Here is an 8978-nt window from a genome sequence, read left to right as displayed (position 1 = left end):
TCCGAGGGGGAGTAGAGGCCCCCTCGGACGTTTCTATTCATACCCCCTTCATCCCTTCAAGGGAATCCCTCCCTGCCCCTTTCCCTCCCCTTCCCGTCGGGGGGACGATCGATCCCCGTCCGTAGGTAGGTTCCGAGTTATAAAAATCTTGCCCAGATTTCCAAGTCTACGTTAACTCTGAAGGTTGCCCGCGCTATAATTACTTATGAGGGGCAGACGTTTTCAAACGTTTACCCTCCCCGGTTTTCAGAGAGCCGGGTTGAGGCGGAAGCAAGGGGGAGGCCCCTCGGGTTCGATCCCCTTCGGGGGGTCGTTCGTCTCCCTCTTGCTTTCGCTCCGAGATTGAACGGGGGGAGGTCACAACACCTTCAACGCCCTTCGGGGTGTTGAAGACCTCCCCCCGTTTTTATTCCCCGTCCGTATTCATGAAGGTTTATAGGGATGAATTAATGGCGAAGCGTAAGACGCCCTCCGAAGCGAGGGTTGATCTACTCGAGAAGTCTCCGACAGTCCAGGCGGCAGCGAAGCAAGCAAGGAAGCCGGTCAAGGAAGTCGCTAAGGGAATCGAAGCGAGGGAACGGCGGAACGCTGCGATCCTTTCGGAACCCTCCGAGGAATCCATTCCGGTAGAGACTCCCCAACCGAAACCGGAACCCCCTTCTCTCCCGAGTCACATAAGCGTTAACCAAGCGGCAAAGCGGCTTGGGAGGTCGCACAGCGCCACCTACGGACTGATCCTCAAAGGGGCCTTGAAGTCAATCCGGATCGGGGATTCGATCCGCGTTGTCGAATCATCGGTTAATGACATCGTTAATTCGGCGAATTCTTAATTGTTAATGATAAGGGGATATGGAATTGAATCAAACGATGGTCGAGACTGACAACTCCCTCGCAAACGCGATCCGCCTAGCCGTCAGGGGGAAACCAGACGATACCGAACGTCGGGATCAATCCGAGCTTCAACGGCGGTACTATTCGTCCCCCCGTCTGCCCCGGGCGAATGATGCGAGTGTGTTGATCCCGTTGACGGCTAAGGTTCCGGTTCAGCAACGGTTACTCACAACCGGGGCGGGATCGGGGGCCGGTCTTGTCGCCGGATCGGGGGTCATGCTCCCGTTCGGAGATGCTTTGCGACAAGCAAGCCTTGTCGGCCGCCTCGGTGGGACGATCGTAACGGGCTTCGAATCGGTCGGATCGGTCACACTCCCGTTCTTCGGGGAGACCGGATCGACCCTCGAATTCTTGAGCGAGTACGCCGAAGCCTCGGAATCGTCGGTCTATCTCGGGGGGGATCAACTCACCCCAAAGCGAGCGGTGGCGACCGTCCAGACAACCCGGACGCTGATTCAGAATTCGGACAGTCTGAATCAGGTTTCCGGCGATCTGGTCAAGGCCATCGCAGAGGGCATCGACAAGGTTGTGTTTGCTGGCGTTCCGGCCGCGAACGAACCGAACGGCATCCTCACTCGATTCCCCGTCGGGAACGCTCAGTGCCTAAGCCTCGGAACGAACGGGGGAGAACTCACATTCGCTAAGGCCCTTGAAGCGGAAAGGATGCTCGCTGAGAAGGGTATCGACCCTAAGACGTGTGCGTGGGTCTTATCCGCGAAAACGCGGGAGAAAATGAAGCGGACGCCCCTTGTGAGCGGTCAACCGATCTACCTTGCCGACACCCTGACCGGCATGGTCAGCGAATCGCCCAGCTTCCCCCATATCGGGCTTCCCGATGACTTGGAGAAAGGGACGAGCGGTCCCGTTTTGGGTTCTGCAATTTTCGGGGATTTCTCCCAGGTTTGCGTAATCATATGGGGAACGGTTGAAGTGTTGAACAATCCATACAGCCGCGATACGAGCGGACTCATTCGAGTGTGTGGATTCGTCCATCTGGACGTGGGATTGAGGAATCCCGGGCGGTTCGTGGTCTTTAAGGATGTTGTCACGGCCTGACGGGGGGAGGTTCAACGATGCCGTTGAAGGTAAGAAGTTCGAAGGGGCGGGCCTTCACGAAATGGGCCGATATGTACGATCAACACCCGGTTTCCGATCGGGGTTCAGGGAAGTTCGTGATCGTCTCCCCTCCCCCTGCCCCGTCGGGGAAACCCGTGATTCGGACCTATCTCGATCGGTTCCTCACTCGGAAGGATTCCAGGCCCGGGGAGGGGGGCCGAATTTTCTACCAATGAAAATATGTCAATCCCCGTTGTTAGGTGTCCACACAAAAAGAGCCAGTTTTTTACCCTAATTTGTACGCATTTCGTCAGCCGCTTCAATTTCGATTAGTTCCTCCCTTTTCCTCCCTTTTCCTCCCTTTTCCAATGATTTTCGACCCTTGGAAGACTTCTCCCCCACCGTCGGGGGGACCATGAATCACTGTCTTAGTGAGGCTCACTAGTGACCGAAACCCGGAATGCTCTGATCGTGAAGGCCCGAAAGATTCGGGAAGAACTGTTCAACGCCTCCGATGCCTCTTTGCCGGATGTTGAGCGACGATTCAACGCGGTTTTGGCCGATATCCAGCGAATCGACCACGAACGCTCGATGACGCTCGAACCCCGTGTTTCCGATCCTCTCCCGATGGATGACACCGGGAACACTCGGGACGGTCGGCATCGATTCAGCATCCTCCGAGCGGCAAACCGTATCCTTTCCGGTCGTCAGTTGGACGGGATCGAAGCGGAGACGACCCAGGAATACGCCCTCCGGACGGGGCAGCTATTCGACGGGAATCAATTCGTCGTCCCTCACTCGCTCAGCCTGAATACCCGGGCGATGACGACGGATTCGGGATCGGCCGGTAAGTCGGTCCAGACGACCGTATCCCCGTCGCTGGTCGATCATCTCCGCAACGCCCTGGTCGTCCGATCCCTTGGGGCAACCGTCCTGGAAGACCTGTACGGCAACCTCGCAATCCCGAAGCAAACGGCGATTGCTGCCGGGGGATGGAAAGCGGAAGGGGTTGCGTTCGACGAATCGAACCCCGTGATCGACCAAATCCCGATGACTCCGAAACGGGTGGGATCGTTCATCGAAGTGACCCGGCAGGTCATCCGGCAATCTTCCTTATCTGTCGAAGATATGGTCAGGAATGACCTTGTTTATGCAGTTGCCAAGTCGATCGACTCGGCTGCAATCGCGGGGAGCGGAACCGGGGCGGAACCTTCGGGCCTCACGACCCTTCTCCCCGTCGGGAATGCACAGGTTGTCTCTCTGGGGACCAACGGAGCGGCCCTGGCGTGGGCAAACGTCGTTGACCTTATGGCCAAGGTTGACGTTCAAAACGCCCTCATGGGGAATCTCGGCTATCTCACGACCCCGGGGGTCGCTTCGAAGCTCCTGCAGACCCCGAAGGTTGCGGGTCAACCCGTTTTCATCCTCGATGACCTGACGAGTACCATCCTCGGATATCCGGTTGCTCGCTCGAATCAGGTTCCCTCGAATCTGACCAAGGGGACCGGGACGAACCTTCACGCCATGATCTTCGGGGATTGGTCGAGCGTGTATATCGGGATGTGGGGAGGGTCGATCATCACGGTCAACCCTTACTCCAAGGACACTTCGGGTATCGTTCGGCTGACGATTGAAAATCTCGTTGATATCGCGTTCCGGCATATCGAGTCGTTCGGTTTGATCCGGGATATCGTGGTCTAATCCTAGCCGTCGGGAGGGTATCAGATGGCTAGTCACTTGTCCCTAGTCGCGGTTCGGCAGATTGCCCGGTTGATCGCCGGTGGTCTCTCGGATGCGTATATCGCCGATCTTTACAACATCGCTCCGAGTACGGTTAGCGGAATCCGCTTGGGTAAGGCACACTCGGATATCACCGGGATTGAGTATCGACCGAAACCCGCGAAAGCCCCTCCCCGACGGTTGAGCGAGACGGAGAAGGCGAAGGCCCTCCGTCTCGCCATGGAGGGGTTGACCGTCGCTGAAATCCATCGGGTCATCCAACGGGAATCCCCGGAAGTGGATTACTTCCCGGTCGCATACGCGATCCGGACGGCTCGGAATCTCGGGGTACTTCCTCCCCCTGCTACCCGTCGGGGGAGACTGCCGGGGAGGCAACCGAAGAAACTCCGATTGAACGGGGATCAACACCCCCATGCCTCGAGATTGAAGACGGTCGGGAGCTTCCGGGGGGGTCGGATGAAAACGGCCGAGATAAGGTCCATCGTCAATGCCGTCATCCGAGAGTTCACCGAACGGGAACACCTTCGATCCCTCCGTGAGACAATCGACCGTCGAAATACGGTCGATCGTCCGAGCGATCCTTGAAGGGGTAGCAGCTAGGGACAGCGGTAGGGATTCCGAGGATCGGGAATCGGATCAGTCAAAAATGAAACGTACAGACGTTTAGAACTTGGCATATTTGATTGACACGAATCGGAACGCTCGCTAGATTCCCTTCAACCCGTCTGGGTCGGTTGCAACGCCGCAACCCACCCAGGCGGGGAACCTCTACAACAAAGCGAGCTTCACCGATGGTTGCTGCAACGTCGCAGGAACGGGGTTCGTCGATCGTCCTGAGAGACACCGACAACGCCGATGAGGCGATCGACCGGATTATCGAATCCCGTCCGGAGTCGGATACGGTCGTCTGGCAAGGGGGACGGATCATCGCCGTGATCCGTTCCGAACGGGGAGGGACATACCCCGCGATCATCTCCCCGTGATTATCAACTCGCACCGAAAAGCATCCCCAATTCATCGGGGATGCTAGCCAAGATGATCCCAAGGGATATCCAGACTAGGCCGACAACTTCGAGCCCCATTCCCCCAACGGCATAGTCTTTTACCCTAGAATCCACGTCATCTATTATTTTGATGGTATTTTCTATCTTTTCATCAAAATCCGCCTTGACCGAAGCGATTTCCTGTTTCAATTGTTCGGTTTTGTTGTTCAATTCGCCCTGTAGCCGTTTGATGTCTCCTTCCAAAGTTTCTAGTCGTTCTTCGATCGTCTGATCTTTATAACCATGCATTGATAAGTTTGCTGTCGCATTCTCTGTGAACAAGGTACCGAGCTTGCCTGTGATTTGTACGGGTTCGGGTCCGGTAAAAACGGCCCTCCAGCTCAAAAACCATTTGGTGATACTGGCCCGAAACGGCTCTTTTCCGAACTGTTGGCGGATATGGTCCAAGCCGATCACTACCAGCCCCAGACCAAAGATTTCGAGCAAGAGACCCGCATAACGAAACACCGTTACCGAATCGTTCGCTAAGAAACACGAAATCATAAAGGCCCCTAAGACCCCGAAGATTACCCACCATAGGGGCCATGCCTCTTTCAATCGCTTCCAAAGTTCGCCGCGATAGAATCCCACCATTGCTATCGAATCCCCTGCCCTATCCCTGTCGGTCGGGTTTCTTCGTTCCCCCCGTCGGGAAGCCTCATTGATCGACCAGGCCGACGATTAGGAACCCTTACCCTCTCGACAATCCGCTAGGGCCTTCTCGGCTTGCTCCCGATGCTCTTGTTCAACGGCTAGCGTCTCGAGAACCTCATCGAGTTCGACGGCCAGCGATTCCGCCTCTGCCTCCGCTTGCTCGGCACGGTCGAGCGCTTCCCCTAGCTGGTCCTCGAGACGTTGGATACGCTCTGCAAGGTTCGGCCGCGAACCATCGAAGCCACTCCCGACGACGCCCAGGCCGACGACAACCAACAATCCGGCGATGCGATGCGTTCTCATGGATTGAACCTCAGAGACGAGATCCCCCCTCCCCTGCCCTGCCCTCGGACCTCCCCCCCCCCCGATTCGTGCGCGTTCTGATTATGACGGCTCGCCCCGGTCGAGTCTTCCGTCTGGGCAAGAGTCAGGCGGCGGACTCGACCGATTCCTTTACCAGACCAGCGGAGTCAACCGATTCGGAAGACTTCCGCCGATCCATCACCACGATGCCACGCACGGCTTCCTCCACGGCTTCGACGATCAGTGCGCTGATCGTGCATCCGCGCAGGCTCGCAAGAGCACTGAGGCGCGTATGCGTGCCCCTCGCAAGGGACGCGGAAACGCGGACGCAGTCGTGATCCGGTGCGGGCGAGTGTTTGCGCTTGGCCACGCTGGTATCTCCGTGCCGATGATCGAGGCCATTCCTGCAAGCCGGCGCAGGGGTGGCCTTGCGTGTTTCTCCAGACTGGTATCGGCACGTTCGCCCGGTTGCGTTCACGATCGGTTGCGTCGGCGCGCAGGCTCACCCCGGCGCGAGGCAATTCCGAGGCAAGCATCAGGCAAGCCCGGAGGGCGGTTCTTCACCGGGCCAGAGCGACATAATCCGCCCGTTACCGAACCCACGCAAGCGAACGGCCGCCGACCCCGGAGGAGGGGGCCGACGGCCGTGCATCATGCGTTGATCGTTGCGAATCGGCTCAGGCAGACTTGCGGCGCTGCCTCATCCACAGGCCGATCCCGAACGGCATGGCTAGGCCAACGAGGACCAGCGTCGAGGGCTCGGGAATGACCGAGAGGCGCAGATCGTCCAAGGCGAAGTCGTTCCCCACTCCTGCCGTCTCCATATTGACGATCTTGATCGTCGCAGGACCGGTCTGGATCTGTGGACCAACTATAAATCGCCTAGAGAACTTGGTCCAGACGCCGGGCTCGGAGGAGAGTTTAAGGCCCCCGAGCCTCCTGTTGATGCCCCCCTGCTCAATCTGGAATTCCAGGTCAGCTGGGTTTGGGCTACTCATGGGGGCGACCCATACGGAGAAGTCATAAAGTTGTTGGATAGGCAGAGTGACGGTTTGCTCCCACACGACTTGGTTCAGGATGGTAGCCCCATCGACGGCGAGCATAAACCCATCACCAGTGGTATGATCGCCGAAGCTCGCGAAGCCGGAGTACCAGTCTTCATTAGGATTACGAACGATTTGGTACCCAAACGTTTGTGGTGCATTAGGATAATCGGTATTGAACCCGACATCCCCGAGTTCGAAATCTCCGTTGTAGATCAGGTTCTCCGCAGAGGCAGGCGACGCCCAGATGAGTGCCACCAAGATCGCAAAAACACTGACTGATTGACCGATTCTATCTCTCATCGTAAATCCCTCCACGCATCCGATCCCTTATCCCCGAGCCGAACAGAATGACTCGGGACTGTGGTTGGTTTTACATTTCCTCCGGGATGCGATCAAATAAAATTTTTGGATAGCTATTAATATTGCTTATATCGATAATCTGCATGAAACATCCGGCCAGAACCGGGCACAAGGAGCAGATCGAACTGGCCGCAGCATTGGGGCGGGCGAACACAATGACGGTTATCAGACCCCTCCGGAGACTCCGGAGAACCGTCAAGGTCGGGCCTCAAACCCCGGATGATCCCCCCGACCGGATTCCGATTGTAGGGACGTGTTCACTGTCCGAGGGGTTCCGAACGGGGGTTGAGCGTGTTCACTATGCCCCGATGGATTTTGTGACGTTTTGCCCTTTCGAGGGCCGAATTGTTTAACCCGTGTATACGGAAATCAGCTGATATGACGTAAACCCTTGGTATGACTCAACATTTTGAGAAAACACTTTTGTCATTTTGGCAATGGTTTTCTAGAGAAGTAACCGAGAGAAACCCAAAGTGTTAAATAATCGATCCGGACGGGTTGGATAGGGTATTAGTATATTGCATATACTATATTATGTATTATATATTATTAAACCTTTATGCATAAAGATTATATTATATAATAATACTATACCTAGTATAGTAGTTAGATCACCTCCGTTCAGGGTCATTTTGTAATACGGGAGGTTTTCTCAGGTTACTTCTCTAGAAAACCATTGCCAAAATGACGAAACCCAATCCTCAAAATGTTGGGGAATGGCAACGGGTTACGTCATATCGTGTATGTAAAAACGTCAGCTGCTCAACGTTTCGGGCCTAATGCGTCGTAAAATTCGACCCTCTTTCCCCCGTCGGGAACACTTGATGACGGTCCAGAAAACTGCCCCGGGGTTCCGACCCTTGCAGCCTTGCCGGTAAGCATCCTCGAGGGTTTCAGGGTCGATCGACCCTTGCCAGCATTCGTGAGCGATCCGGAGAAACCCCGCGTAGCTGCCTTGGTCGTTCCACTCCACCGTCAGGGCATGGGCCAGCATCGGGGGGTAATGAGGGGCCTCCCTCAATCGCTGGATCAATTCCGGGGTCGATCGGGGAGCTTCCCGGGGAGGTTCCGGACGGGGGGCCGTTCGCTTGGCTAATTCGGCCGCTAGGATCGGGTCGGAAGGTGCCAAACGGGCCAGCTCGGTTAGTTCGAGCTTCGGGAGACCCTTTCGCGTCGTTGCGAGGGGCTTCCTCCCCCCCGTCGGGTCTCTCCGAACGGGGCCGGGGGGTTTCGACTCGCTCAGCGGTCCTAGGACGCTCTCAGAGGCGTTCCCAGCAACCGGCCCGATAGATTCTAGGTCTGGGGCTTCCGAGGCCCGTACAGAGCAACCTAGGCGATCTGGGAAGGTTTCGGGTTTTAGGGGGATCGGGGAGGGGGGTTCTAGCCGGTCTGATTCGTGTCGTTCTGGGGTCTTTGGTTCAGAATTCTTTGCTTCTCCAACGATACGTTTCTCCCTTCGTCCCTCATGAGTGACCGAAGCGGCACGCATGGGCGGGGGAGCTTCCTCCCTCCAACAGAGAACGATGATCCTCCCCGTTCGGTTCCGGTCGGATTTCTCCCGTCTGATGAGGTTGAACCCCTCGAGGGCCTTTAGCCTTCTCTGGACGGTCGCTTCCGATCTCCCGATCCGTGCCCCGATGCTCGCATCGCTAGGCCAACAGAAGGCCCTGGACCTTGCCCAGAACAGCAAGGCCAGTAAGACCGCCAGATCGGTAGGGGTGAGGCGAGCATCCCCGGCGATATCGTGAGGCAGGGAAGCAAATGGACGGACGGGGGACGGGTCCGCTTGACGGATGGGGACCGAGCAACGAGAATTCATAGCGAGCTAACCCTCTCCACTCAGGGGGTTGGCGGATATCGGCCCGCTCCACACGGGTCGTTTGCG

Annotated in this window: 8 protein-coding genes; 4 read left to right on the top strand and 4 right to left on the bottom strand. The window is 56.7% G+C overall.

The window, feature by feature from the left end; genetic code table 11:
- Positions 1-849: 849 nt before the first annotated feature.
- From HG800_RS26690 to HG800_RS26675, 4 genes are all read left to right on the top strand, one after another.
- Positions 850-1947 carry a phage major capsid protein gene (locus HG800_RS26690; protein WP_169981421.1) on the top strand — a complete coding sequence of 366 codons (1098 nt, stop codon included), beginning with the start codon at positions 850-852 and terminating at the stop codon, positions 1945-1947.
- 471 nt (positions 1948-2418) lie between these two features.
- Positions 2419-3648 carry a phage major capsid protein gene (locus tag HG800_RS26685; protein WP_169981419.1) on the top strand — a complete coding sequence of 410 codons (1230 nt, stop codon included), beginning with the start codon at positions 2419-2421 and terminating at the stop codon, positions 3646-3648.
- Positions 3649-3672: 24 nt separating this feature from the next.
- Positions 3673-4272, top strand: a complete 600-nt coding sequence (locus tag HG800_RS26680; protein WP_169981417.1) for a hypothetical protein — start codon at positions 3673-3675, stop codon at positions 4270-4272.
- A 206-nt stretch (positions 4273-4478) separates the two neighbouring features.
- Positions 4479-4670: a hypothetical protein gene (locus HG800_RS26675; protein WP_169981415.1), complete on the top strand. Its 192-nt coding sequence runs from the start codon at positions 4479-4481 to the stop codon at positions 4668-4670.
- 3 nt (positions 4671-4673) lie between these two features.
- Here the strand turns inward: HG800_RS26675 and HG800_RS26670 are convergent, their stop codons facing one another.
- The 4 genes from HG800_RS26670 to HG800_RS26655 form a co-directional block, all read right to left on the bottom strand.
- A complete protein-coding gene (locus tag HG800_RS26670; RefSeq protein WP_169981413.1) occupies positions 4674-5324 on the bottom strand; it encodes an ABC transporter C-terminal domain-containing protein in 651 nt (216 codons plus the stop codon).
- An 87-nt stretch (positions 5325-5411) separates the two neighbouring features.
- Positions 5412-5687: a hypothetical protein gene (locus HG800_RS26665; protein WP_169981411.1), complete on the bottom strand. Its 276-nt coding sequence runs from the start codon at positions 5685-5687 to the stop codon at positions 5412-5414.
- A 124-nt stretch (positions 5688-5811) separates the two neighbouring features.
- Complete coding sequence (locus HG800_RS26660; RefSeq protein ID WP_169981409.1) at positions 5812-6057, bottom strand: hypothetical protein; 246 nt, start codon at positions 6055-6057, stop codon at positions 5812-5814.
- Positions 6058-6364: 307 nt separating this feature from the next.
- Positions 6365-7033: a PEP-CTERM sorting domain-containing protein gene (locus HG800_RS26655; protein ID WP_169981407.1), complete on the bottom strand. Its 669-nt coding sequence runs from the start codon at positions 7031-7033 to the stop codon at positions 6365-6367.
- Positions 7034-8978 lie beyond the last annotated feature (1945 nt).

Source organism: Tautonia rosea (genome assembly GCF_012958305.1).
Taxonomy (GTDB): Bacteria; Planctomycetota; Planctomycetia; order Isosphaerales; family Isosphaeraceae; genus Tautonia; species Tautonia rosea.
Note: the sequence above shows the minus strand (reverse complement) of the source record. Positions and strands in the feature narration are given on the sequence as shown.